Source organism: Paenibacillus sp. FSL H7-0357 (assembly GCF_000758525.1).
Classification (GTDB): Bacteria; Bacillota; Bacilli; order Paenibacillales; family Paenibacillaceae; genus Paenibacillus_AQ.
Genome location: NZ_CP009241.1, coordinates 5,251,522 through 5,277,821 on the forward strand (window position 1 = coordinate 5,251,522; position 26,300 = coordinate 5,277,821).

Sequence of the window (26,300 nt, forward strand, 5' to 3'; positions counted from 1 at the left end):
TCACAGTTGATCCGTATGAGGATGCTTTACTCCTCAATACCCTGCGGCTGCTCAACATCATCGAACGTCATTTGGCTGTCCAGCTTGCTGAAAAGAAGCTGTGTCTCCTCTTCCAGCCCGTCGGAGTTATCGAAGTTAGACGGCTCCGGCAGCTCCTTCAGGCTGGCCAGTCCAAAGCTGTCAAGGAACGATTTGGTCGTTCCGTAAAGGATTGGACGGCCTACAGCCTCGGCACGCCCGACCTCATGAATGAGATCCTTATTGTTCAGCGTATGAATCGCCCGTTCAGACTTTACCCCGCGGATCTCCTCAATCTCCACCCGGGTAATCGGCTGGCGGTAGGCCACAATGGCCAACGTCTCCAGCGCCGCCTGGGATAAAGAAGATCTTGAAGGCGAATAGGCCAGCCGTTCAAAATAAGCCGCATGCTCCGGCAGCGTAGCCAGCCGGTAATTCCCGGCGATCTGCACGACCTGCAGACCGCGGCCCTGGTTGATGTAGTCGTCCTTCAGCTCTTCCAGTGCACTTGTCGCCAGATCTGGACGCTGCTCGGTGATTTCGGCGATTTGACGCGCCGACAACCCTTCGTCGCCAGACAGAAACAGCAATCCTTCAATAATCGATTTCAGCGTTTTGTAATCCACTGAATTCCTCTCCTCCTCTCCACTCCATCACAATATCCTCAAACAATTTCTCCTGATAACAGTAAATGGCCTTCATCTTCATCAGCTCCAGGATCGCCAGAAAGGTAGTCACGATCTCATGTCTGGCCATCTCATCATGCAGCAGCGCCGAGAAGCGCAGCCTGCCGCCCACCCCTTTGCGCTGCAGCGCCTCTGAAACATCACGAATCCGGTCCTTGACTGAAATTTCATCGCGGGTAATCCGCTGATAAGAGGATCTTCGAGCCGCCTTGCTAAGCGCCTTGCGGAATGCGGCGATGAGGTCAGACGTATGTAACCCTTTCAGTGTGTTATCAATCTGCGTCGGCACGAAAGGACCCAGATCCTCCGGCTCCTTCGTAAAGATCAGACTGCGTTCGCTCTCCATATCCAGCAGCTGCACAGCAATGTTCTTGAATTTACGGTATTCAATCAGCCGCTGAACCAGTTCTGCACGCGGATCATAGCCATCATCCTCGTAATAGTCGAAATCCTCGATCTCAATGACCGGCGGCTTCGGCAGCAGCAGCTTGCTCTTGATGGACAACAGGGTTGCAGCCATAACGAGAAATTCGCTGGTGATATCCAGTTCAAGCTCCTGCATCGTTTGCAGGTAATCCATGTACTGTTCGGTAATCACGCTGACCGGAATGTCCTGGATGTCGATTTCCGCTTTGTCAATTAGATGCAAGAGCAGATCGAGCGGACCTTCGAACGTCTCCAGCTTGTACAATACAGTCACGCGGTTTCCTCCCGCCAAAAAAAAGTAAAGTGCAGCGCCGCTATAGGGACGCTACACAAGTAGAAAGGGTTTTTATAGTCCATGCTTTCTTCTTATACTTATAAATAAGCACGATTATAGTTGTTTCGTCAAGAGGCTGTCTTACTTAAAGAGCTTGTTAAGGTTTGCCATTTCGATAGCCGACGTCGCAGCATCCCAGCCTTTGTTGCCTGCTTTGGTTCCGGAACGCTCGATGGCCTGCTCAATATTCTCGGTCGTAACAACACCGAAAATAGTAGGAATACCCGTTTTAAGATTAATGGCTGCCACCCCTTTAGCCACTTCGTTGCATACATAATCATAATGCGTAGTGGAACCGCGGATGACGGTGCCCAGCGCGATGACGGCATCATATTTGCCGCTTTCGGCCATCTTTTGGCAAATCAGCGGAATTTCGAAAACGCCCGGAACCCATGCCACATCCACCTCTTCATCGGCAACACCGTGGCGTTTGAACGCATCCAGTGCACCGGACAGCAGCTTGCTTGTAATGAACTCATTGAAACGTCCTACGACTACCCCGTATTTTAAACCCTCGGATACTAAATGTCCTTCAAAATAATTCGGCATTGTGCTCATCAACCCTTCATTGGTAAGTTAGTTTTATGGTTAAATTTTGGAATCTTCATTTTGTTCAATATTGTCAAAAGTCAGTAAATGTCCCAGCTTGGCCTGCTTCGTATGAAGATAATTCGTGTTGTCCTTGTTCTCCGGCATTTGAATCGGCACACGCTCCACAACCTCAAGGCCGTAGCCTTCCAGTCCCTTGATCTTGCGCGGGTTGTTGGTCAGCAGTTTGATCTGGCGTACGCCAAGATCCTTAAGAATCTGTGCCCCGATACCGTAGTCTCGCAGGTCTGCCGGGAAGCCGAGCTTCAGGTTGGCATCCACCGTATCCAGACCTTCCTCCTGCAGCTTGTAGGCACGCAGCTTATTAATGAGGCCGATGCCTCTGCCTTCCTGGCGCATGTAGAGCAGTACTCCTCTGCCAGCCGCTTCAATCTGGCGCAGCGCTGCTTCAAATTGCGGCCCGCAGTCGCAGCGGTGCGAGTGGAACACGTCACCGGTCAGACATTCGGAATGCACACGGACCAGCACCGGCTCCTCGCCGGAAATGTCGCCTTTGACCAGCGCGACATGCTCTTTGTCATCCACTTCGTTCGTGTAGGCAATCGTCTGGAAAAGACCGAAATCCGTAGGCAGATTCACTGAAACTTCACGGGTGACTAAATGCTCCTTCTCGTTGCGGTAATGGATCAGGTCCTTGATGCTGATCAGCTTCAGATCATGTTTCTTGGCGATCTCGATCAGATCCGGCAGCCGGGCCATCTCTCCGTCTTCTTTGACCACTTCACAGATGACGCTTGCCGGATATGCGCCGCACATGCGGGCTAGGTCAACAGCAGCCTCAGTGTGGCCGGAACGGCGCAGTACGCCGCCTTTCTTGGCAATCAGCGGGAACATATGCCCCGGTCTGCGGAAATCGGACGGTTTGGCGTTGGGGTCCATAATCGCTTTGATGGTCATGGATCTTTCACCTGCGGAAATACCGGTTGTGGTATCTTTATGGTCGATGGACACGGTAAAAGCAGTGCCATGATTGTCAGTATTCTGGCTGACCATCGGCTGCAGATCCAGCTCCTCCGCACGTTCCGCCGTAATCGGCAGGCAGACCAGCCCCCGGCCTTCCTTAATCATGAAATTAATTACTTCCGGTGTAGCGCGTTCGGCAAGAGCAATGAAGTCTCCTTCATTCTCGCGGTCCTCATCATCAACTACGATGATCACCTTGCCGCGCATCAAATCATAAATAGCGTCTTCAATCGGGTCCAGGACGCTGTCTTGCTTGGGCTCTTGGCTCATGTTTCTGTCCTCCTATATCACTTTACGTTGCCCTCACAGGCTATCCGTAAGCCTAGTCTTATTTATACAAACCCGTTGGCCGCCAGGAAATCGCGGCTGATCCGGGAACTGTTCTCATCTTCCTCATGTCCTGCGCCCGCACTGTAATGCAGGAGATGATCCACATACTTGCCAAGCACGTCACACTCAATGTTGATGCTGTCGCCTGAGCGTTTGTGCGTAAGTACAGTTTCTCCAAGCGTGTGCGGAATAATCGACACGGTAAACGCTGCAGCCGTCGTATTTACGACCGTCAGGCTGATGCCGTCAATCGTGATGGAGCCTTTAGGAATAATGTATTTGAACAGCGATTTGCGGTCCGGTGCAATTTCGAACACAACCGCATTCTGGTCACGCTTCACGCTCCGGATTTCGCCGGTGCCGTCGACATGCCCCTGAACGATATGCCCGCCGAAACGCCCGCCGGCGGCCATTGCCCGTTCCAGATTCATTTTGCCGCCGGTCCGCAGCTCCTTCAGGTTGCTGTTGCGGTAGGTCTGGGGCATCACATCGACGGTAAAATAATGGTCGCCTAAAGACGTTGCGGTCAGGCAGACCCCGTTGACGGATACACTGTCGCCAATCTTCAGGTCATCCATAATGAGGGAAGCGCCGATATTCAGCACCATCATCTCGCCTCCGCTGGAGACACTGCGCAGCACACCGATCTCCTCAATTAAGCCGGTGAACATAGAACCCCTCCTACAAGTTTGGTTAGGATCACTGCAAGCATATGCTTAAGCTTTGTTAGCATCTGCTGTTACTTAGCGGATTGGAGTGCCGCTGATACACACATTATCCCCGAGCACTTCCACTTCCAATCCCTCAAGCGTGATGGCGTCCTTCATCAGCCCGACACCCGGGAATTCGAAGGTTCCGGCCGCTCCGGCCCCGCCGCCGACGATCTTGGGAGCGAAGAACAGCACCACGCGGTCAACCAGTCCGCCCTCCAGCATGGAGCCGTTCAGTGTGCCTCCGCCTTCCAGCAGTATGGAGCCGATCTCCATCTCGCCCAGCTTAGTCATGGCACTTTGCAGATCCACGCGCGGCCCCGTGCCGCAGATGATGACTTGAACCCCTGCCGCCACAAGCGCCTCATGCTTGACCGGATCGGCTGCTTCTGTAGTCACCACAACTGTAGGTGCCTGCCCGTCGGTAACAACGGCGGAGTCCAGCGGGATACGCAGCGAAGAATCGATCACAATCCGGACAGGGTTGAGTCCGGGTACCACCATTCTTGTGGTCAGGGAAGGATTATCGGCAATAACCGTATTGACGCCGACCATAATTCCCTGATGACGGTGCCGCAGGGTATGTACTATCTCCCGTGCCTGCCCGTTAGATATCCACTTGCTGTCCCCGGTCCGGGTAGAGATTTTGCCATCAAGTGTACTGGCGCTCTTCAGTGTGACAAAAGGTTGCTTCGTCAGAATGTACTTGATGAACTTCTCGTTCAGCCGCAGGGCACGGCTGCGCAGCAGCCCCACTTCAACTTCGATCCCTTGATCCCGCAGCATGGCTATGCCCCGGCCTGCTACCTGCGGATTGGGATCTTCACACGCTACCACTACACGAGCTACACCTTCATCAATCAGCCTTTGGCTGCAGGGCGGCGTCTTGCCGTAATGGCTGCACGGCTCAAGGGTCACATATGCTGTACTTCCCTGCGCCTTGCCGGCCGCCATATTCAGCGCATGCACCTCGGCATGCCCTGTTCCGCGCTGCAAATGAGTGCCGAGGCCGATCACCGCGCCGTCCTTCACTACAACACAGCCCACCACCGGGTTGATGCCTGTCTGTCCCTGTGCTCTTTCCGCCATATCCAGCGCCAGCGCCATATAAAACTGGTCGTTCATTGTATCCATGCCTTGCCTCCAATCCCATTGCCTTGTATTCATGCTTCCAGTCCAAAACAGAAAAACCCGTCTCAATCTCCAGGTGGAGTTCAAGACGGGTTATACGAGAGTTTGCCGGCAGTCCAATAAAATGGTGCGTAAATAAACGCCACTAACATGGCATTGTGAAAGTTCGCACATAATATTCGAAAACACTGCAGTACGCCTGCCTATACAAAGCACAGAACGTCAATCTCTCCTTCTTCCATCCAGACTATACTGTCGGTCCCGGAATTACACCGGGTCCACCGTCCGTATGCAACATACGAAGCGGGTAGCGGACTAAGCGCTGATACTGGCATTTCGGCCATATACAGCAGCATCACCGCCGGTAGGGAATTACACCCTGCCCTGAAGGATTGATATATTCAATTGAATTAAGTTTTGCCTACAACAAAATTATCACTTAGCGGCAGGAAAAGCAAGTGCATTTAATATATTTACTTTATTTATGTAACCTACTTCTAGATTTCACTCTGTTTTTCCGCCCGCAGCAAATCGCGGATTTCTGTCAGCAGGGCAATTTCCGGATCTGGTGCCGGGGTTTCGACCACTTCGACTTTTACGACTTCCTTGCGTTTAAATTTGCCTACCAGCTTAATCACCAAAAAGATGGAAAAAGAAATAATAAAGAAATCTACCACTGCCTGCAGGAACAAGCCGTAGTTCACCGTTGCCTCTCGGAAAGTGAAGCTAAGCTTCTTCAAAGGGTCAATCCCTCCGCTAAGCATCCCCACCAGTGGCATAATAATGTCGGCGACCAGGGAGGTAACGATTTTACCGAAAGCTGCCCCGATGATGACAGCAACGGCGAGATCAAGCACATTTCCTTTCATGGCAAAACTTTTGAATTCCTTCCACATTGCAGATTCCCTCCAAAACTTCGAATTTAAACTATTATAGCATTTCCCCTGCGGATGACAATAAATCTCCGGCCTTGTTCTCCCGGAAAGGAGAATTTTCTTAAGAAAATCATTAGATTTAGTGCCGGTAAGTCTTTAGAACTGAGTCTTAAAGTGATTGTTATACCAAATCTGTTGTAAACGAGGGGTCAAAATGTTATTTAATTCGTACATCTTTATGTTCGGCTTCCTGCCTGTTGTGCTGGCCGGCTACTTTGCACTAAACCGCATCCGCCTGTTTAAGTACGCCAAGTTGTGGCTTGCGCTGTCCTCTCTGGTCTTCTATGGCTGGTGGAATATCCGCTACATCCCGCTGATCCTCTTGTCCATTCTGTTCAACTACACGCTTGGCTGGTATATACACAGCGGAAAATCCCGCCCCCGCACACTGCTAATCTTCGGCTTAAGCGCCAATCTCCTGCTGCTGGGCTACTACAAATATGCCGATTTTTTCATCACGAACTGGAATGGGCTGACGGGTTGGAATGCGGCTCCCCTTCACCTACTGCTGCCGCTTGGGATCAGCTTTTTCACCTTTACCCAAATTGCCTATCTCGTCGACACCTACCGGCATCAGGCACGTGAATACGGTCTCGTCAATTACATACTATTCGTTACCTTCTTCCCCCATCTGATTGCCGGTCCGATCCTTCACCACAAGGAGATGATGCCTCAGTTCGACAGACTGCGGGGCAAGCTCTGGAACTGGAACAATGTCCTCAAGGGTACCCTGCTGTTCAGTATCGGCCTCGGTAAGAAAGTGATCATCGCGGATACCCTGGCCGGCTTTGCCAATAACGGCTTTACCTCCGCTGCTCATTTCGTGGACTCCTGGGTGGCTGTGCTGTCCTATACCCTCCAGCTTTACTTTGATTTCAGCGGGTACACGGATATGGCGATCGGCATTGCCCTGCTCTTCAATATTGTACTGCCGCAAAATTTCAATGCTCCATATCGCGCCCTGAGTATCCGTGACTTCTGGAGACGCTGGCATATGACGCTCAGCCGCTTCCTTAGGGATTATATCTATATTCCGTTTGGGGGCAACCGCAAGGGCTTCTGGATCTCCATCCGTAATGTGATCATTACCTTTCTGCTTGGCGGCATATGGCATGGGGCAGGCTGGATGTTCGTACTCTGGGGGCTGCTGCACGGAGTCGGGCAAGCGGTAGAGAAGCTGTGGGCACGCCGGGGTACGCCATTGCCCAAGGGTATCGCATGGCTACTCACCTTCGCCTTTATAAATGTAACCTGGGTATTCTTCCGCGCGGAGAATCTTACGATAGCCTTTAGACTATTAAAAGGAATGAGCGGAATAAACGGTTTGGGAACTTCTGCAGTCAGCGGCTTAAAGTGGGCTATCGTCCTAATTGTTATCCTGCTCGGCGTGATCCTGCTGCGGCACAAGACAGAAATTCAGGTGCGAAGCTGGAAGACGGTTATGGCCATGGCTCTGATCTTCGTCATTTCCTTGTTCTTCTTCAACCGTATCACTCCGTTCCTGTATTTTAACTTCTAATCCAGTAAACGATCCCGTCAAACTCGCTCACACTATTTGCTTAGGAGGTTCGAATGATGTCAGTACCCCATATTCAAATCGCTAAAACCCCGGCACAGCCACGCGGATTGCATGCCCGTTCCAAAAAAATGATGACTTTATTCCTGCTGTTTCTGTTCTCGTTCGCAGCTCTCGCCGCTCTTCTTACCATATTCCTGGATCCGCTGCAGTTCTATCATAAATCCTCATGGTATACCCCGGTTTTCTCACAGGAGGAACGTTACCAGAATCCCGGGCTGGCCAAAAACTATGATTACAACAATATTATTATCGGGACTTCCATGACCGAGAACTTTCTGCCTTCTCAAGTAGACAAAACCTTAGGCGGAACCACAATGAAGTTGTCTATGGAGGGATCAACTGTCGATGAGCACTATAAAATCGCCAAGCTTGCTCTGGGAACCGGCAAAGTAAAGCAGGTCCTCTGGGGGCTGGATTATTTCTCCCTGAAGCTGGAAACCACAAAGGCGGCAAAAGAATTCCCCGATTATCTGTACGACGGCAAGCTATGGACCGATTACAAGTATTGGTTCAATTCCTCGGTGTATACGCAGTTATTCTGGCCCAGCCTCAAAAGCACACTCACCGGTGAGCCCGGAAAAAAGCTGGAATATCTGAACAATTGGAACGGTGTAGTTAAGTTCGGCCAACAATATGTAACCAAAGCCTACCTGAAAGCCAGTGGCAACGAGTTATACTTCGGGCTTAACGAGGAAAACACCGATCAGCTGCAGGCACATTTCAATACCTATATTCTGCCGCTGCTGAAGGAATATCCTGACGTGCAGTTCTACTTCTATTATCCTCCCTACAGCGTGATGAGGCAGGTTGCCTGGAATTCTGATAATCCTATCCGCTTTGGCAATCAACTGGTGATGCGCAAATGGATGTACGAGCAATTCCGGCAGTTCGATAATGTGTCGCTATATGATTTTCAGGCAGAATCGAAGTGGACGTTCAACCTTGATCTGTACAAGGATCTTAGCCATCACAGCGAAGAAGTTAACAGCTGGATTGCAGAGGCCATCGGAGAGAAGAATCCGGATTATCTTGTAACAGATGAAAACATCGACGAGTTTAACAATAAGTTGCAGTCCCAGGCGGAAAGTGCCGTTACCGACCTCAGCGGGAACCTCTATCAGAGCAGCGTTCAGTTCGGTGGAGTGCAGCTGGGATATACCACCAGGCTGATCCAGGGGGACAAGGAGCTGTGGCTGACTGCCAAAGACCTGGGGCCTGCCCTGGGGGCTAAAGTGGAATGGGATGGAACCAGTAAAACAGTAACGCTAACGTCCGGCGGGCACAGTATTGCAATGACTGTCGGCAGCAGTAAAGCGCTTGTGGACGGCACTAGCACAGACCTGGAAGCCGCTCCGCTGCTCGTCGGAGGCAAAGTCTTGATCCCGCTCGCCTTTACCGCCGAACAATTGGGCTGGGATGTCACTACCGATAATAAGGGGAACTGGATCCGCTACAGCCTTACTCCATAACTACAGTGGATTGTGTAATTCCAATAAGAAAAAGAGCACACGGCAGATGATCGCCGTGTGCTCTTTGTTAGTGCCGCTATGGCAGAAAAAATGAATTTCCAGCTGCCTCTGGTGCTATTCCTGCTTTCTGCGTCTGAATACCCGGCTCAGAATGAACCCAGCAAGAATCAATCCTAATCCTGCCAAATAGATTGGCAATGGACTGTTCTCACCCGTCTGTGGCAGTTGGCCGCCCGAGCCGGTCACTGTACCCGCCGGAATTTCATCATCCTCAACCTCCACTTCGCCAAGCGGGATGTCATCATCAGTCGTTGTCACTTGTCCCGGAGTCGGTGAAGGTGTAGCTGACGGAGCAGGTGTAACCTGTGCCGTCGCACCAGGTCCCGCAGGAATCTGTGGTTCTTCGATAATGACAACAGGAGTTGGACTGCCGCCAGGTGCTACTGTCTGTATTGGTGTTGGTGTTGGTGATGGTGTTGTTTCCGTCGTCGGTACTGGTGTTGGACTGCCGCCAGGCGCTACTGTCGGTACTGGTGTTGGTTCTGTCGTCGGGCCAGTTGTTGGTTCTGTCGTTGGACCTGTTGTTGGTTCTGTTGTTGGTACTGTTGTTGGCACTGTTGTCGGCGTCGGCGTTGGTACCGGCACCTCCTCTGTATTGTATACAGTCAGCCCCACGCTCACCGACGAACCGATTGTGACCGGATACTCTTTGGAATCCAGCACATATCCTTTTGGAGCCGCCGTCTCAATCAATACATAGCTGCCCAGCCAAATATTGTTGAATGCCGCTTTGCCTGCAGTGTCGGTAGTCAGGGTATTGATCAGTACTCGTTCTGTTCCGTTCAGCCGGTAAAGCTCAAAAGTTGCCCCTTCCAGCGGTTTCTCCTTGTTTACGGCATCCAGCTTATTGACGATCAATGCTCCTCTGACACCACTTCCTGTGCCCGAACCGCTGGATACTCCCACGATGACCTCTTTGGATGTATCCTTCTCGACCAATACAACATTGTTGCCGTTGAATTTTACGGTATTAAGCAGCTTATCGCCTGTATTCGCTACGATCAGCGACTTGTATTCCAGCACATAAGCTGTCTTGATATCCTTCAAGAAGCTGAGTTCAAAGCTCTGCTTTCCACTGGCATTCTGATTAATGTTAAGTGAATAATCAACATCCTTCACCAGTTCAGGGCCGCCTTTGGTCACTTCTCCGTTTACAGATACAACGGTTGGATACAAATGGAAGGAATCCTGGAGCAGTATTTGATTAGAGCTTGGTTCGTCAATGATTTTTGCATTCTTCACGAACGACTGTGTCCGGTTGACCGCGATGCTCCAATCTACTTTATCGCCGCTTTGCAGTCCATCTTTGTAGATATATTCACCACCGTGCGGGATCTTCAGGGAAGCAGTCAAGTCTTTCGATACCTGCTTAGTTCCATCCAGAAGTTTAGCCGTATTGACTACAGTAGCGTCGATAAGCTGGCCTTCAAGAGTTGTCTTGAATTCGATGATATACGGCTCGCCGATGTTGCCGGCAAATTCTACTTTCAGCTCATTGCTGCTGCTGACAGCGTAAGTATACGCCGATGTGCTAAGTTCTGAACCTTTTGTAAAGTCACCTTTTGTGTCGATGTTCATGCTGTAAACCTTAAGCGAACCTGGAACTAACGTTTGGCCCGCAGTCAGCACATCGGTTACCACAGGATCAGTAATCGCCTTGCCGTTGTAGTTCGCACCCACAGTCCAGGTAATTTCTTTGGCAGCTGCATTGTAAACACCCGACTTGAACCCGTTGCTCTTTTCCTCGGGACGCGGAATGAACTTTCCAAACGCTACAGTTGACTGGATATTTTCAGCACTGTCCATCCAATCAATCTGTGCTTTATTAATAAAATCATCAGTGCTTCCAGTCAGCCAGTCATTGCTGAACAAGGTGGTGTAATTGATGGTATGAAACCCGGATATTGGTGAATGAAACTTCACTGTAAATCCGGCGTTCGGCTGTACAGGTGAATCATAGGTCACCGTATACTTGGAAGGGCTCACTACCAGCCAGTTTTCATCCCTTACAAGCAGCGAACCGGGAACAAATTTCTGACCGCCATCCGGGAAGCTGTCTTTCACAACAACATGGCTCATCGGGTAATTATCACCGTTAAGCGTAATTTTCCAATCTGTCGTTTTATTCTTGTAGTCTACACCCGATAACGTCTTATAGATGACTGCAGGCCGGACAAGCTGTTTGGCATCATAAGTATACGTGCTGTCCGTAACCGAATTGATAACCGTCGTTTCTTTGATCACGCGGTCTTTGGCCTTGATTTTATATTCAATACGGTGCGGTGCGGATACATCGTTTGTGAACTGCAGCTTAAAGCCTTTTTTACCGGTAGCGGTAATTGGAGAAACAGTAAAGTCCACATTCTCAATCAAGGCAGGGCCTTTTGTGGCTACAGCCGCTGAATCCAGGGTTACCGGATAAACCTTAACCGAACCGGCTACAAGCTCATGCGAAGCATCGAATAAATCCGATAAGACAGCATTGGCCTGCGGGATGTTCTTGCCGTTGTAGTTATATTCTATTGCCCAGGAAATCACCTGATTTCCCCATTCATATCCGGTTGAGAATTTTTTAAGTGTTCCGCCGCGCTCAACAGTTACCGTTGCCGAGGAGCTGACCGGATCGCGCCCATCTCCTGTAAACGTCGCTGTATTGGTGAAAATCCTTTTATTCTCCACAGCTATGGGCGTGGTGTATGCAATGCGGTAAGCACGGCTGATTACAGGATCTGTGAAGTGAAGGATAAGCTTGCTGTCCAGGATTTCCGCAGAATATTTCCTGCTGTCAAGCAGCGCACCCGGTGACACTGTACCGTCAAGCTGGACTGCCAGCTCGTAAACCGCAAGCGTGGCCGTGCTGTCTAAGGACAACCCTGCTGGAATAGGGTCGGTGACCGTAGCGTTGGCTACATGCTCCAGCTTCTTGTTCACATCAACCGTCCACTGAATGCTGGTCGCATTGTAGCCGCTGGAGCTGCCGTGCTTGTCGATGGTCGAGCCGATCTCAGGCTTGAAGTGTACGATAACCTTCTGCGTCCCGCCATTCACAGGGAAGAGGATTTCCTCTACCCCGCTGCCGGGAATTTTCTGTTTGTCAAACTTCGTATTGACCCGGAGTGTTCCCTGCACATTGTCATGACTCTCAATATAGCTGTTAAAGGTCATCACTACCTGATGCGTGGATTGACTGACCGTGAAGCTGCCAACTTCCCCGTCATCGGAGACCAATGCGCCGCCGATGTCATTAAACAGCTGGAACTGCTCAGGAAGCAGGAACGTAAAGGTGTCACCTGCTACGTAACCATGTCCATTTGGAAGCGACCAGGTGTAATCCAGACTGACCGTGGAATTGACATCATACACACTGTCCGTAACGGTCTGGCCGTCAGGTCCATACACAGCCATGGAGACGCTGGTAATAAGATCTCTTTCAGTCTCAATCCCAGCTGCCGTAGCCTGCGAGGTGAATCCAATACCATAGGCATACTGCACAAAAAGCATAATGATCATAATGGACAAACTAAATTTCTTCTTCAACATTCCCTGGAAGCCCCCGTTTCTGATTTGATTTTGAGATAATTATCCCTCTTGCAGCATATTCCTTCTCTGTCTATTCATGCTTGATTTCAGGAACAGCTCTAAAACCCGGTCAACAATGATGCAAAATAAAATGGCAGCCGTACCCCTCGTCATGACACTCAAAAGCCTCAAGCCAGTTATGTATTCCGGTTTTCCTGCGTCCATCTTATGTGATATTGCAGAAATCTCTTCCTTTTCTGGTCGGCTTGAGCGTTATATACTTATATCACCTAAGTATAGATCTCTAGAATCAGAAAATGTTAAAATTCCAAATATTTATTTTTGTTAAAATAACCCACGGGTCCTAAGGAGAGAATTCTGTGAACTTCGACTCATTTTTCGCACGGCGGCATGAGACTGATTTCAGTATGTTTTCGCCGTCACACTGGGCTGCTCTGGCTGTTGTGGCTTTGGTTTGCCTGGTGCTGTTCTGGTCGCGTTTTGCACTTCGTTCCCGTCCATCAATCCGCCGGTTTGTGAAACTGCTGCTGGTATTCGTCCTGCTTTTTTCAGAAGCCGGACTGCATGTATGGTACTTTTCGCAGGGGATCTGGAAGAAAGAGTCCTCGCTGCCGCTGGAGTTATGCGGGATTACATTGCTCTTGTCCGTCATTATGCTGCTTACCCGCAGCCGGAGGCTCTACTCCTTTCTCTACTTTGCCGGCATTGGCGGAGCTTTTATTGCCCTGCTGACGCCTAACCTGGTATATCCTTATCCCCATTTCCGCTTCCTGCTGTTTTTTACGGCCCATGGCGCGATTATTCTGGCCTCTCTCTACATGACCTGGGTCGAAGGGTATAGGCCAACCTGGCGCTCGCTTTTCTTCACCATGCTCTGTCTGAATTTGGTCGCTGCCTGTGTCTATGCCGCAAATTCATTGCTGGGATCGAATTACATGTTCCTGGCGCATAAACCCGGCACCTTTTCCGTACTGGATTATTTCGGCCCTTACCCTTATTACCTGCTGGTCGAAGAGGGGTTTGCCTTTATTCTTTTTCTGCTGATGTATCTGATCTTTTTTAGGCTGCCGCAGCGTTCCGCTCTCCGGGACCGGCGTAGAAGCCGGATCCTTTGAAGCGGTGCACCAAGTGGAAACGCATACCGTCCTCATAAGGACGGTATCCGTTTCCGCGAGAAATAGAAGGATAATTTATAGCGTGAAGCATATAAATTCGCACAAAAGCACCCGGCTGGGATCCCAGCCGGGTGCTTTATGAATAGCAGTAAAGGGCGTATGACACGCCTTAGTTCATTTGAATTAAGCTTCGATAATTTCCACCGAAGTCATTTTGTCGCGGCCCTGGAAAGAGTCAACGTAGTCCATGCCCTCTACGACTTTACCGAATACAGTGTGTACTCCGTCGAGGTGAGGCTGCGGTGCATAGCAGATGTAGAACTGGCTTCCGCCAGTGTTCTTGCCGGCATGCGCCATAGCCAGCGTTCCGCGCTCATGCTTGTTCGGGTTGATTTCGCAGTTGATCGTATAGCCTGGACCACCGGAGCCTGAACCGTTAGGACAGCCGCCTTGTGCTACGAAACCAGGGATAACGCGGTGGAAGACCAGACCGTTGTAGAAACCGTCTTTTGCCAGCTTCTCAAAGTTGGCTACGGTGTTTGGAGCATCCTGATCGAACAAGTCCAGCAGCACTACGCCGCCGTTTTCAAGTGTAATTTTCGCTTGCTTTGCCATATGTAAATGACCCCTTTCGAAATAACAGATGTAGAACACTTTTCTTAGTTTACTATGAAACCACGCACAAAGCAAAGCAAGCGGGAGTCACTCCCGCTTGCTCCAATTATTCTACACATTAAGCCTTGCGGTGATGAAGACCTACTTCGCAACAGCCTGCTTGGCGATGCGCTCCGGCACAATATCGTTGGCGGTAATGTCCTGATGACTCTCGCGGCGTACCACTACATCGCTCTGTCCGTTCTGTACAAAAACGACGGCCGGACGGCGGATCCGGTTATAATTGCTGGCCATGGAATAGTTATACGCACCGGTGCAGGCTACGGCAAGCAGATCACCGCTCTCCACCTTCGGAAGCTCCACATCCCAGATCAGCATATCGCCGCTCTCGCAGCATTTGCCCGCGATCGAGACTGTTTCTTCATTGGATTCCGTCGCACGGTTGGCAAGCAGCGCCTCGTATTTGGATTCATACAGTGCAGGACGCGGATTGTCGGTCATCCCGCCGTCAACGGCGACATATTTGCGGACCCCCGGAATTTCCTTGTTGGTTCCTACCGTGTACAACGTCGTACCTGCATCCCCAACGATGCTGCGGCCCGGCTCTACCCAGATTTGCGGCAGTTTGCCGCCGATTCCTGCGAAATGCGTCTTCACCGCATCTGTAATTGCCGCTACATATTCGGATACCAACAACGGTGTATCACCATCCACATAGCGGATGCCGAAGCCGCCGCCGAGATTGACTACAGGGAAATCAATGGCAAGCTCTTCCTTCACCTTGCGGGTGAAATCAGCAATCCGCTCCACTGCAAGCTGGAACCCTTCAGTTTCAAAAATTTGCGAGCCGATATGTGAATGCACACCCAGCAGTTGCAAATTGGCCTTGTCTGAAGCCTGGCTTACCGCTTCTTGAGCGGAACCATTGCCGATGTCAAAGCCGAACTTCGAATCGGTCTGGCCTGTAGAAGCATACGCATGATGGGCATGAGCTTCTACCCCTGGCGTAACGCGGAGCAGGATGTTCACCTTTACTTCCTTGCGTGAGGCAATGCTCTGCAACAGGCTGAGTTCAACCAGGTTATCCACTACGAAGCAGCCGATACCGGCATCAATCGCCATCTCAATTTCATCAGGTGTTTTGTTGTTGCCGTGGAAGTGGATACGCTCTGCTGGAAAACCCGCTTGCAGCGCCGTGTACAGCTCCCCGTCCGACACCACGTCAAGCGACAATCCTTCTTCATCCACCAACCGGCACATCGCCATCACGGAGAAGGCTTTGCTGGCATAGGCCACCTGAAACTCAAGACCGGAGGCCGTAAACGCATCCATGTACTCGCGGCAGCGGCGCCGGACCAGTTGCTCGTCCATTATATATAGCGGGGTTCCATATTCCGCTTTCAATTCCGTCACATCACATCCGCCGATCTCCAAATGTCCGGCATCATTAATTCGGCTCGTCCCGTGTAAAAACATTACTCAGTCCTCCAATTTCTGTGGAATGTCTTGTTCCACCCTGTCTATTGTATGTTATTAGGCCCCGCAGAGTTCCTGAAAGATAACTGTTTGAGCAGGAACTCCGCTTTTTAAGGGGCTGTTTAGTGTATTCAGTATAGCAGACAGAGGGAACACCATAGAATGGACTAATTTGCAGTTGATTTGTATTTTCCTACGATTGTTTCTCGTTCTCCTGGACAGGCGGCATTCGTGTATTATCCCTTGTTTTGTTGAAGGATGGCCTTGTTTTGGAGCTGAGCACAGGCTGGCGCAGGATGATCTCACCCATCGCTTTTGCATTAAATGGTATAAACGGCCACAAATAAGATGAATTGTAGGACCGGTGCAGGGTCAGCAGTACGATGATCAGTGTGGTTCCGATCATAAAGCCCTGCACCTGGAACGCAGCAACGGCGACCAGCAGCACAAGCCTGACAATCCGGTTGGCCAGTCCAAGCTCATAACTCGGCGTTGCGAACATCCCGATGGAGGCTATCGCCATATACAGCACCACTTCATTCACGAACAGTCCGGTCTTTACGGCGATGTCTCCCACCAGAATAGCGGCAATCAGACCCATGGCTGAGCCAAGGGGTGTCGGTGTATGCACCGCCGCCATTCTCAGCAGGTCAACCCCAAGCTCGACAATCAGGAACTGGGCCAGGAGCGGGATTTTAGCTGTCTTCTGCGGCCCGATAAAGTCCAACATCTTCGGCAAAAGCTCAGGATGAATGACCATCAGCATCCACAATGGCAACAGGAACATAGAAGCAAAGATTCCGATGAACCGGACCCAGCGCAGGTAAGTCCCCATAAACGGAGTCTGGCGGTTCTCCTCGGCATGCTGGCAGAGATCAAAAAACGTGGTCGGCAGGACGATGACGCTTGGTGATGTATCTACAAAGATCACGACCCGGCCTTCCAGCAGATGAGAAGCTACGGTATCCGGGCGCTCTGAATAGCGGACCAACGGATAAGGATTCCAGCCTCTGCCGACGATCGCCTCCTCCAGTTGCTTATCCGCCAGTGGGATTCCGTCGATATCCACACTATTAATTTTATCGGTGACAGCCTTCACCTGGGTTTTATCGACAATGTCGTCAATATACGCTACACAGACATCCGTCCGCGTCCGGCGGCCGACCTGATGCATCTCGTATTTCAGCCCGGGGTCGCGGATTCGTCTGCGCACCAGTGCGACGTTGCTAAGCAGCGTCTCCGTGAACCCGTCCCGTGACCCGCGGACCACCCGTTCAATAGAGGGCTCATCAGGATTCCGTGAAGGATACGAGCGTGTATCCATAATAATAACCTGGGTCTCGCCTTCAATGAAGAACACACTCATTCCCGACAAGACCTTATTGATACTTTCGCTCAGCAGCTCACCTTTTTCCACCTGCACGTGGGGGATGTATTCAGTCATGAAGCTGGCCAGCACATCAGTGGAGACATTTTCCGGTGTCAGATAGGTAAGCCGCTTCAGAATCTCGTCAATAATCGTATCCTTGGCAAACCCGCTGATGCAAAGCAGTGCTGCTTTGCGGCCGGCAAAGGACATCTCCCTGAACACGATATCGAAAGACGAACCCAGCCCCATGACCTCAGTCAGTGTATTTTTGGTATGCTCCAGGTTCGGTGAAACTTTGTCATTACCCTGCCAGTATATAATAGATTCTTCAAGCGAATCAGAGCGTTCGTTGTCCCGTTTTAATTGCAGCGGGTCGATTTTCCCCTGGTGTGGAGCATCCTCCTGCTTAGCTTTTTTTTTGTCTTTTTTGGACTTCTGCGGCTGCTGGTTCTGCGCTTGTGACTGCTGCCCGCTCCCGGCCTCCGCCGTAGTTCCGGCTCCAGCCTGACTCCCCATTCCTGATTCATCGTCTGACTCAGCATCTTCCTCAGTATCCGGCTCTTCACTAAACAGTCTGGCGAAAAAACCCTTCTTGCCGCTCTCCGGCTCCTCTGCACCCAGCTCATCTGATGCTTCCATATCCTGCGGCTGGCTGCCGGTCTCATCCCCGGGCTCAGCTGTGCCGGGGGACACTGCACTGTCATCCTCCGGTCTTTCCGATTCCGCTTCAACTGCTGCATTATCTCCTTCGGGTGTGGAGGCTAAGCCTGCTGCTGCATTGCCGGTATCGGCCGTAGGGGCATTGCCGCCAGCCTGCGCCGCCGTCACTTGTCCTCCAGCTCCCTTTGCACTTTCTCCCGCTGCGCTGCTTGCTTCCGTATCTGAACTGCCCTCTGCCAAAGGTGTGGCCACTTGTTGCGGGTTGCTCCCCTCCTGATCCGGTGTTCCTGCTCCATCCGAGGCTTGCAGATCATGGTCGCCATACCCGGTTGCTCCGGCGTCCACACCAATGTCCACACTGCTGTTTGTTCCCTTATCGGCACCCGCACCCGACGCAGTGGAATCACCATTGCTCTGGTCCCCTGTGCCGAGCTCAGTTGAAGCTTCTACGTCCTGATTGCCGGCATCGGTGCCGGATGTAACTTCTGCCTCTGTATCTTTACTGAATAATGTGCTAAAAAACTCCCTCACACCGCTTCCGGAGTTCTCCGCATCTTGTGGTTGTGCCTCACCAGTATTCGCATTGCTGCCGCCAGCCGCCTCACCATTATCCTTACTGTCTGCCGCCCCACCCCCAGCATTCGCATACGTACCCCCTCCTGCTTCCGCACCGCCAGCTTCCGCACCGCCATCTGCCTCTACGCTGGCCTTTGTGTCATTTGCTTGCGTGCTGTGAGCTTGTGCGGCTGCCGCTGCACTAACAATTGCTGCACTAATGGTACCTCTTCCGTCTGCGGCGATATTACCGTCTGTGCCTGACTGTGGTGCCTCTTGTTCCCCGGATGCGCTTGTACTTCCTCCCGGTGCCCCCTCCTGTTTCGACATACCCGCTCTGTCCGGAGCTTGCAGGCCATGATCTCCAGAGACGGTTGCTCCGCCTGCCGGAGCGCCCGCCGATACAGAACCGGAAGCGGGTACCGTTTGTTCCCGGCCTAACAATCCGCCTAACTCGCCCGCAGCCTCGGCTTCTCCGGACCGGGCGGCAGTCCCCGTATGAGCTTCCCCGAGATTATCCGCTGACTGGATTGCATAACTCTCAGCTCCGTCTGCCGGAGCCGCTCCAGTTGTCCCGCCACCAACATTGCCGGCCTGCGGCGCAGCCGGGCCAGCTGTCTGATTTTTTGCTTTTTTATCATTTACCTGATCACCGCTGTGAATATACCTTACCACTCCATAACCCCCTTCTACTGTTGATATACAAAGAAGTCGAACAAAGAGCCTGCAACCTTGCCGCATACCATGGCCATCAGCAGCCCAAACAGATAATGCGTCATTTGCAGACGTTTTGCCAAGATCGGCAGCACATTCAAAACCTCTGTCAAAGCAGCGGCCAGCATACCGACAAATATCCCGTCAAACAGCCCAACTCCCAGTTCGACCACAGGACCTGAGCTAATCCGCCAGTTCCAGAAATCACTCATAGTGCCAAGCAGAGAACCCCCGATCATCGCCCCTTCATACCAATGAACCTTGTCGTAGGAGGAAGTCAGCTGGGCCAGCCGGGGCACCATATCAAGCACGATAAACAGAGCGATCACCCCTCCGCCTACCGCAATCCCCCCGGCGATTCCGAGCAGCAAATTCAGTCCAAGTGTAATCGGCGCGGTCATGTTCCATCCTCTTTAGGTCCTGATGGATCGTTTCCGCTGCGATTCATTTTGCTATACTCCTCGTGGACTACATAATGGTCGATATTTTTCTGATAAAGAAACATTTCCACTTCGAGCGGAGTGGGCTCCTCATTCCATTTTTTCTTAAAGAGGTGGTTGAAAAAAATCACCATGCCAAACCCGATGCCCAGCGAATAGGCAATCTGGAACACATAGGGGTGGTCATCCCGCCGTCCGGTCAGCATCTCCACGATGCGAACATGAACTTCCTGCATGCTGACATCGGCATGAAAATTCATAATCGTCAGCGCCGATCCGAAGAAAAGCAGCAGCCACACCAGCACAAACAGCGCAACCGAAGGTTTGCGTGCTTCGACCAGCCCTTCGATCTGCACAATCGTCCGCCCCTCGCCAATCGGTTGGATGTCAGCACCCGGTATCAATTCGTGAATATGCGGGATAACCGTCAACAGGTCGATCAGAATGAGGTTCCCGTCACTCTGTGCCGGCTTCAGCAGCAGAATTGAATACAGCGGCTCCCTCCACTCCGGCTCGGTGATTAAATAAGCGATATCCCGCAGCGTGACCCCTTTCCCTTTGGGCACCGTTACCCGATTCTTAAGCTGTATGTAAATGGCGGGAGCCGAATAAGTGTTCATCCGTACACCTCCTATTGTTGTCGTGAAAAGCAGGATGAGACGCAAGAATAACGGTAGTATGGGAGAAAAGGCTTATTTTTACTCCAGACCAGCAGAATTCAAGTTGAGGCATCGCCTCTTTAGCACACAGAAACACTTTCCATTGATCTGTTCCTGCGGATTAGTATCCAAAAAATGCATAAGTTCCGATTGTTTATCGCTATCGGAAAAGCACCATATCAACTACCAGTTGACTGGCTAGCGTGCTGGACAGACGCACAAAAAAGCAGACCGGGCGATTCCCCTTGTCTGCCTTATCCTTTGTTTATTGGTGCTGCGTTCATTCTTGTAAATTCAGTGCAGTAGGAAAAAAAGGATGTCTCCCACAGCCGTATGGCTGAAGGGAACATCCTCCTCTTCTACTCAAAACCCGGAGGGTCACCCCCTCAGGCCTACTTTATATTACTCAGAAAGCCGCCACGCACTAGTTGAGTGATTCCTGACGGCTCTGTTGATTAGAGATAAGGAACAGCGCGGTCCAAATCAGCGCAAAGCCGATAATTTGCGGCAAGGTTACCAGCAGATCGAAGAAAATCCAGTTGATCAGGATTCCCGTCATCGGGAAGCTGAGCTCTGCCAAGGTGGCAACGGAAGCTTTGGTGGTGTTAAGACCTTTGTAATACAGCAGCATACTAAGCAGTCCGGGCAGCAGTGCCTGCAGCAGCAGATTGATCGCAATCGCCGTTGAAGCGCCCAGTCCGCCGTGTACCTGCCAGGGAGCACCCTCCATAGCGGTGACGACGAACAAGAGAGGTAATGCCAGAATGAACCGCAGTGAAGTCACCGTTTCATACTTCATTGAACCCAGTAAATAGCGGCCCATTACTGTAGATCCGCCCCACAAGGCAGCGGCACCGAGCGCCAGCAGACTGCCGACACTGATAAAGCTGTTCACATGTCCGAAGGGTGCGGTCCAGCCAAAGGTCAGCAGATAAGTCCCTGCCAGTGCAATCACTATAAGCGGTCCGAAATTTCGGGGCAGGCGTTCTTTAAGGATGACAGCCGCCAGTCCGATGGCAAAGATCGGCTGCAGCTTCTGCAGTAGAAGCACCGCATTGAGATCTCCGCTGGACAAGGCTTTGGTGAAGAGAATCGTAGCCACGGCGGAGCCGCCCCAAGATACAACCATTAGGGCTCCGGCCTGACGCAGACGAATTCCTTTCAGTTCAGCGCGATGCCGCCAAAGTACCGGAGCGGCAGCCAGAAAGAGCACAACATGCTCCAGCAGAACGATCTGTGAAGAGGTCATTGATTTGAGCAGGATGATGCGGAACAGCGGATCGACGCCCCATAGCGCCGCTCCCAGCACAACCAGCCAGAACCCGCCGCGCAGCGGCGCCTGGCGCACCTCTGAAGTTGAAGCAGTTACATTACTCATAATTCCATTCTCCTTGTCGATACAAACCCTCGATAAGAGACCAAAAACCCCCGCGCTGCCTTCTGAGGGGCAACCATCGGGGGTCATTATCAATAAAGACCATCAGGAATAAACCTGTCGTCTTTATCTTATGATCCTCTCCCATCCGGACTTTACCGTCGGCTCTGGAATGTCACCAGATCAGTCCTTTCCGCTGCTGACAGCGAGAAGGAGTCGCGGGCTGAGTTCGCTTTGAACATCACCGCCGGTCAGGAATTTCACCTTACCCCGAGAATCTTGTATTCCGTTATTTTTTTCACAATCTCAGGATACTCCCGTTTATGAATTTCGTCCAGTATTTTATGAAAATATACACATTTTTTCATTCATCACCGCATTTCATGCCCTCTAAATGATATTTTTTTGTAATTCCTGCTGAATTCATTAAGTTATAATAGAATTATGTGAATTATCCATATTCTTCATCCATTGAAAGAGAGGCTCTTATGAAAAGACCACTTGGAACAAACTTGCCGTTATCATTTATCGCTGTAGCCGCTATTGCATTTGCCGAAACTATCGCCTATTTCGTTATCTCCTTGTTTGGAGGGATGCAATTTTATGCCCCGCTTTCCGCTGTTGTCGCTTTTGCCCTTGCAGTTTATGCAGTGCTGGCGATCTTTGACTTGTTCAATCTGCGTATCCGGCGGATCGTGTTCGCCTCTTTCGCCGGGGTATGTCTACTGGCGGCAGGCGTTTATGAAATCAATCAGGCTTATGTGAACAGCCTCGCTGAAGTGAATGACCGGGAGATTTCTCTGGAGAAATATAAACCTTTCCAGCCGGAATCCAAGATAGCCATACTGGACCAAACCTCCACTTATAAGATCATAGACGAGCTTCCGCGGCTGGACGGTGCAACCGCACTCTACCCGCTATATTCGGCATTTGTTCAAGCCGTCTACCCGAAGGACGACTATAGCGTATATGATTTTGAGAGCAGTACGGTAGTCTGCACTTCGACCTCCACTGCTTATGATCGTCTGATCGATGGAGATACGGATATTATTTTTGCAGCAGCCCCCTCTCTCTCCCAACAGAAATCAGCCAAAGCAGCAGGCAAAGAGCTAGTTCTTACGCCCATTGGCCGAGAGGCATTTGTCTTCTTCGTTCATACGCGGAACAAGGTGGACGGACTGACCACACAGCAAATCAAGGATATCTATTCCGGTAAGCTGACAAATTGGAAACAGGTAGGCGGCAAACGGGACTCGATCCGGGCATTCCAGCGGGAAGAAAACAGCGGCAGCCAGACTATGCTTGAGAAAATCATGGAGGGCACACCGCTCATGGCAGCTCCGCAAAAAGATGTTATGGATGTGATGAGCGGCATTATCAGCCAGACCGCCAGCTACCGTAATTATAAAAATGCTCTTGGCTTCAGCTTCCTGTTCTACGCCTCGGAGATGAACAGCAATAACGAGATCAAGCTGCTGGCCGTCGACGGTGTTGAACCCGGCAGGGAGAGCATTCGCAGCGGAGCCTATCCTTTTGCCTCCGAATTTTATGCTGTGACCGCCGGGAGCTCCAATCCGCATATCCAGCCTTTTCTGGATTGGATAGTTTCCCCCGAGGGTCAGGAGCTGGTGGCAAAAACTGGCTATACCCCGGTAAAATAAGCTTCTGGACTACTCCCCTACCCCAAACGCAGATACACAAAAAAGCAGCAGGTTCACGGATACCCGGGTCCCTGCTGCTTCTCTATGATGCCGGTCTTCTTTTTTTGTACAACAAGCAACTTCGCTCAGCTACTATTCTGACAACGTCCCGGCAGATGAGTCTTGAGGCGGGTTCTCTTGTGCTGACAGCAGCCGTGTCCGCTTCTTCCGATCCGGATCAGCCACGATGCGGATGTCCTGCTCAAAGATCAGGGTAGCGCGGTTGTCCAATGTATACTGCGGCCAAGATAGGCCTGGCACCGACGGATCGCCACGGTGGGCAAAGGCTGTCCAGGCGTAGAGCATCGCATCCGACAAACTCTCCATGGCAGGAGTAACCTCTACTCCATAATGCGCCATGTGCGATAAATTATTAAATACATAGCAGATTTCCGCACCATGTACAGCCTTCTCGAGCAGCGGATGGCCGGGGATGGTCCAGTCGAACCGGTACATCCATACCGGGGCATAGCGATGCTGCCGCTCAGCGATAGATATGGAGCTGTCCCAGAAAAAGAGATCTGTCAGAAAATCGGCTTGACCCTCCACGGTCTTGGGATAATGAAGCGCGAGTTCAGCCAAATTTTCTACTCCCATCATCATTTCCAGAGATTGAAGCGACTGGTCAAAGTTCTCTGCCGAACCACTTCCCCGGAAGAACAGGTTGCCCTCATGAAGATTCGTCCCGATCACAAGCGGTATACCGCTTGCTACACCGTCTGCAATAGCCTGCGCCGGATCTGCCGGCAATGTATCCGGCTCAATAACGGGCTGGAACAGCATGCTCATCGCATTGCCGGACAGCTTGTAAACCATCGCGCCTGCTGCCTTCAATATTTGCTCTGCCGGAAGCGTGTCCAGCAGTGTGGTATCGCCGCCTGGACGAATCCCGAGCTCGGCCAGAAAAGCTGCACCAATCTCTTCACCTTGCTGCGCCTTCAGGGTCTGTGCAGCCCCGCTCTGCATAATAGCTCCGGCAAACAAGCCTTCTGCCGCAGGCATCGCCAGCAGCGCGGCAATACTCATGCTGCCCGCAGACTCGCCGAAGAGAGTAACGCGTTTCGGGTCCCCGCCAAACGCGGCAATATTGCCCTGCACCCATTGTAGTGCGGCAATCTGGTCCAGCAGACCGGCATTGGAGGCCAAGCCGCCGCCAAACGGCGACAAATGCATGAAACCGAACGGTCCCAGCCGATAATTGACGGTAACCACAATAACTTTGCCCTTACTGGCCAAATGGGTACCTTCGAACATCGGCTGGCTGCCGGCTCCGGTTACAAAAGTGCCCCCATGAATCCATACCATGACCGGCAGGGCTTCACCTTCAGCCTGTGGCGACCAGATGTTCAGGTACAGGCAATCTTCGGAATATTCCGGAGTTGTACCTCCGAATCGGGTGCTGCCGGTACTGACAGGCTGATGGCTGACCGGGCCGAATTCCCTGGCCTCTCTAATGGAACTCCATGGCTCCGGCGGCTGTGGCGCGCGAAATCGCAGCTCACCCACAGGCGGGGCGGCAAAAGGAATTCCGCGCCAGATGTTCACATCGTCACTTTGTATTCCTTGCAGCTTCCCATATAATGTTTCTGCCACGGGACCTGTCATAAAACAATCATCCTTTCGCGTTATTCCTTTTTTTCTTCGATCACTTGATATAATCCGGAGCGGAAACGGAACCACTGGAAGACATGGGTAACGACCACCTTCAGCACGGCATATCCCGGTACAGCCAGGATAATGCCAAGCACGCCGAACATTTTACCGGCAAAAATAATGACGAAAATTATAGTAATCGGATGAATCTTCAGCGACTTGCCCATGATCTGCGGCGAAATAAATTTACCTTCAATCAGCTGGACCGCAGTCCAGACGAAGATCATTTTAAGCAGCATGAACGGAGAAGTCACCATCGCAACGATCAAGGCTGGAGTAATGGCAATGGCCGGACCCAAATAGGGAACTACCGCCGTACAGGCTGCAACGATCGCCAGCACCAGGGAATACTCCAGCCCGATAATCAAATACCCGATATAGAGCAGCGCACCGATGCAGCAGCTTACGATAATTTGTCCGCGGATATAGGAAGCCACCTGGCTGTTCATCTCGGACATTACTTCCCGAGTCTGCGGCTGCAAGCCGGTAGGGATGAACCTCATCAGGTAATCAGGCAGCTTTTTGCCGTCACGGAGCAGGTAGAACAGGATAAATGGCGTGGTTACCACAGCCAGAACAATTTCGGTCAATGCCCCAACGAAGCTGCCAACGCCATTCACTGCGTTATTCAGAAAGGAGGTGGCCCATGTTGTCACCTTGCTGGTGATATTAGTGAAGTCCATGCCAATATTCTCCTGAATGCGCTCGAACTGCGCACTACCGGTCAGATTAACGAATTCCTGCTGAATCTGCTCACTGTATTTAGGGAAATTATCAATCAGTCCAAGCAGCTGGGTGCGGATTATCGGAATGACTGTCAGCAGAATTAGTGTAATAATCCCGGCGATCAACAGATACAGAATCACAATCCCATAGGCACGCTTCACTTTGCTTCTTCTCTCCAGCCGGTCTACCAGCGGATTCAGCAAGTAGTAGGCGATTCCTGAGAGCAGCAGCGGAGCTGCCACTGTGTGCAGCAGAACCGATATCGGCTTGAAGATAAACGGAACCTTGGAGAACACCAGAATCGTAACTCCGATAAGTAAAATAATCAGTAAAGAAACCACAAATTTGTTATTTAGAAAAAACTTTTTAAACCTCTCAGGCCATACCTGCACCCTTTCCATTACCGCTTTCCCCCTAATACAAAGACTTATCTGTAAGTGTGATAAATTGCAC

20 protein-coding genes and 2 riboswitches are annotated in these 26,300 nt (G+C 51.3%); of the genes, 4 read left to right on the forward strand and 16 right to left on the reverse strand.

Annotated features, from left to right (window positions below; translation table 11 throughout):
• Positions 1–26: 26 nt before the first annotated feature.
• The 7 genes from scpB to mscL form a co-directional block, all read right to left on the reverse strand.
• Positions 27–644 (reverse strand): SMC-Scp complex subunit ScpB, encoded by a 618-nt coding sequence (gene scpB, locus H70357_RS23075; protein WP_038594607.1) that lies wholly within the window; start codon positions 642–644, stop codon positions 27–29.
• On the reverse strand, positions 613–1,404 hold the full coding sequence (locus tag H70357_RS23080) for a segregation and condensation protein A (protein ID WP_038594609.1): 792 nt from the start codon (positions 1,402–1,404) through the stop codon (positions 613–615). The genes scpB and H70357_RS23080 overlap by 32 nt, the downstream gene beginning before the upstream one ends.
• A 141-nt stretch (positions 1,405–1,545) precedes the next feature.
• Entirely contained in the window at positions 1,546–2,013 is a 468-nt protein-coding gene (gene ribH, locus H70357_RS23085; RefSeq protein WP_038600255.1) for a 6,7-dimethyl-8-ribityllumazine synthase, read from the reverse strand.
• 39 nt (positions 2,014–2,052) lie between these two features.
• Positions 2,053–3,306 carry a bifunctional 3,4-dihydroxy-2-butanone-4-phosphate synthase/GTP cyclohydrolase II gene (locus H70357_RS23090; RefSeq protein WP_052092204.1) on the reverse strand — a complete coding sequence of 418 codons (1,254 nt, stop codon included), beginning with the start codon at positions 3,304–3,306 and terminating at the stop codon, positions 2,053–2,055.
• A 62-nt stretch (positions 3,307–3,368) separates the two neighbouring features.
• Positions 3,369–4,037, reverse strand: a complete 669-nt coding sequence (locus tag H70357_RS23095) for a riboflavin synthase (protein WP_038594610.1) — start codon at positions 4,035–4,037, stop codon at positions 3,369–3,371.
• 72 nt (positions 4,038–4,109) lie between these two features.
• Entirely contained in the window at positions 4,110–5,210 is a 1,101-nt protein-coding gene (ribD, locus tag H70357_RS23100) for a bifunctional diaminohydroxyphosphoribosylaminopyrimidine deaminase/5-amino-6-(5-phosphoribosylamino)uracil reductase RibD (RefSeq protein ID WP_038594611.1), read from the reverse strand.
• Between the two features lie 223 nt (positions 5,211–5,433).
• Positions 5,434–5,603, reverse strand: a riboswitch (FMN riboswitch).
• Between the two features lie 101 nt (positions 5,604–5,704).
• Positions 5,705–6,103 carry a large conductance mechanosensitive channel protein MscL gene (gene mscL, locus H70357_RS23105; RefSeq protein WP_038594612.1) on the reverse strand — a complete coding sequence of 133 codons (399 nt, stop codon included), beginning with the start codon at positions 6,101–6,103 and terminating at the stop codon, positions 5,705–5,707.
• Between the two features lie 193 nt (positions 6,104–6,296).
• On the opposite strand from mscL, the gene H70357_RS23110 reads away from it, so the two are divergent.
• Positions 6,297–7,661: an MBOAT family O-acyltransferase gene (locus H70357_RS23110; RefSeq protein WP_038594613.1), complete on the forward strand. Its 1,365-nt coding sequence runs from the start codon at positions 6,297–6,299 to the stop codon at positions 7,659–7,661.
• Between the two features lie 53 nt (positions 7,662–7,714).
• Entirely contained in the window at positions 7,715–9,190 is a 1,476-nt protein-coding gene (locus H70357_RS23115) for a copper amine oxidase N-terminal domain-containing protein (RefSeq protein WP_081965891.1), read from the forward strand.
• A 114-nt stretch (positions 9,191–9,304) separates the two neighbouring features.
• Here H70357_RS23115 and H70357_RS23120 read toward each other — a convergent pair whose 3' ends face one another.
• Positions 9,305–12,790 (reverse strand): LPXTG cell wall anchor domain-containing protein, encoded by a 3,486-nt coding sequence (locus H70357_RS23120; protein WP_052092205.1) that lies wholly within the window; start codon positions 12,788–12,790, stop codon positions 9,305–9,307.
• 359 nt (positions 12,791–13,149) lie between these two features.
• On the opposite strand from H70357_RS23120, the gene H70357_RS23125 reads away from it, so the two are divergent.
• Complete coding sequence (locus H70357_RS23125; RefSeq protein ID WP_038594616.1) at positions 13,150–13,905, forward strand: YwaF family protein; 756 nt, start codon at positions 13,150–13,152, stop codon at positions 13,903–13,905.
• Between the two features lie 183 nt (positions 13,906–14,088).
• Here the strand turns inward: H70357_RS23125 and H70357_RS23130 are convergent, their stop codons facing one another.
• From H70357_RS23130 to H70357_RS23155, 6 genes are all read right to left on the reverse strand, one after another.
• Complete coding sequence (locus H70357_RS23130; protein ID WP_038594618.1) at positions 14,089–14,520, reverse strand: peptidylprolyl isomerase; 432 nt, start codon at positions 14,518–14,520, stop codon at positions 14,089–14,091.
• A gap of 141 nt (positions 14,521–14,661) precedes the next feature.
• Positions 14,662–15,996, reverse strand: a complete 1,335-nt coding sequence (gene lysA, locus H70357_RS23135; protein WP_038594620.1) for a diaminopimelate decarboxylase — start codon at positions 15,994–15,996, stop codon at positions 14,662–14,664.
• A 193-nt stretch (positions 15,997–16,189) separates the two neighbouring features.
• Positions 16,190–17,881 carry a spore germination protein gene (locus H70357_RS23140; RefSeq protein WP_081966226.1) on the reverse strand — a complete coding sequence of 564 codons (1,692 nt, stop codon included), beginning with the start codon at positions 17,879–17,881 and terminating at the stop codon, positions 16,190–16,192.
• Between the two features lie 1,388 nt (positions 17,882–19,269).
• On the reverse strand, positions 19,270–19,695 hold the full coding sequence (locus tag H70357_RS23145) for a stage V sporulation protein AB (protein WP_038594622.1): 426 nt from the start codon (positions 19,693–19,695) through the stop codon (positions 19,270–19,272).
• Positions 19,692–20,354, reverse strand: a complete 663-nt coding sequence (locus H70357_RS23150) for a stage V sporulation protein AA (RefSeq protein ID WP_038594624.1) — start codon at positions 20,352–20,354, stop codon at positions 19,692–19,694. The genes H70357_RS23145 and H70357_RS23150 overlap by 4 nt, the downstream gene beginning before the upstream one ends.
• A gap of 463 nt (positions 20,355–20,817) precedes the next feature.
• On the reverse strand, positions 20,818–21,771 hold the full coding sequence (locus H70357_RS23155; protein WP_038594626.1) for a DMT family transporter: 954 nt from the start codon (positions 21,769–21,771) through the stop codon (positions 20,818–20,820).
• A 129-nt stretch (positions 21,772–21,900) separates the two neighbouring features.
• Positions 21,901–22,050, reverse strand: a riboswitch (FMN riboswitch).
• A 206-nt stretch (positions 22,051–22,256) separates the two neighbouring features.
• On the opposite strand from H70357_RS23155, the gene H70357_RS23160 reads away from it, so the two are divergent.
• On the forward strand, positions 22,257–23,429 hold the full coding sequence (locus H70357_RS23160; RefSeq protein ID WP_038594628.1) for a PstS family phosphate ABC transporter substrate-binding protein: 1,173 nt from the start codon (positions 22,257–22,259) through the stop codon (positions 23,427–23,429).
• Positions 23,430–23,561: 132 nt separating this feature from the next.
• On the opposite strand, the gene H70357_RS23165 is transcribed toward H70357_RS23160, so the two are convergent.
• Both H70357_RS23165 and H70357_RS23170 read right to left on the reverse strand, forming a co-directional pair.
• Positions 23,562–25,073, reverse strand: coding sequence for a carboxylesterase/lipase family protein (locus tag H70357_RS23165; protein ID WP_038594630.1), 1,512 nt, complete (start codon positions 25,071–25,073; stop codon positions 23,562–23,564).
• Positions 25,074–25,093: 20 nt separating this feature from the next.
• Complete coding sequence (locus H70357_RS23170; RefSeq protein WP_038594632.1) at positions 25,094–26,248, reverse strand: AI-2E family transporter; 1,155 nt, start codon at positions 26,246–26,248, stop codon at positions 25,094–25,096.
• Positions 26,249–26,300: the final 52 nt, after the last annotated feature.